This is a genomic window from Catenulispora yoronensis, from assembly GCF_039531695.1.
Lineage (GTDB): Bacteria > Actinomycetota > Actinomycetes > Streptomycetales > Catenulisporaceae > Catenulispora > Catenulispora yoronensis.
In genome coordinates, this window is record NZ_BAAAQN010000182.1 from 1 (window position 1) to 644 (window position 644).

A 644-nucleotide genomic window follows, 5' to 3' on the forward strand; every position below is an offset into this window, starting at 1 on the left:
TAGATGTTTCAGTTCCCCCGGTTCGCCTCGTTAACCTATGTATTCAGTTAACGATAGTGTGACGAATCACACTGGGTTTCCCCATTCGGACATCGCCGGTTATAACGGTTCATATCACCTTACCGACGCTTTTCGCAGATTAGCACGTCCTTCATCGCCTCTGACTGCCAGGGCATCCACCGTGTACGCTTAGTCGCTTAACCTCACAACCCGAAGATGTTTCACTTCTGATTGCGAAAATTTGAGAGACTCGAACACACATTAACTGTGTGTCGTTTCAATTTTCAGCTTGATCCAGATTTTTAAAGAGCAAAATTTCACAATGCACTTCGCAGTACATTTTGAAATTTATTATTTATCAAACAATCTGTGTGAGCACTACAAAGGCAGGTTCTTTAAGGTAAGGAGGTGATCCAACCGCAGGTTCCCCTACGGTTACCTTGTTACGACTTCACCCCAGTCATGAATCACAAAGTGGTAAGCGCCCTCCCGAAGGTTAAGCTACCTACTTCTTTTGCAACCCACTCCCATGGTGTGACGGGCGGTGTGTACAAGGCCCGGGAACGTATTCACCGCAGCTTGCTGATCTGCGATTACTAGCGACTCCGACTTCACGGGGTCGAGTTGCAGACCCCGATCCGAAC

General features: G+C 47.5%; 2 rRNA genes. Both read right to left on the reverse strand.

Annotation, left to right across the window (positions count from 1 at the left end):
• Nucleotides 1-203 (reverse strand): 23S ribosomal RNA (locus ABD481_RS46675); the annotation flags it as partial.
• A 198-nt stretch (nucleotides 204-401) separates the two neighbouring features.
• A 16S ribosomal RNA gene (locus tag ABD481_RS46680) occupies nucleotides 402-644 on the reverse strand; the annotation flags it as partial.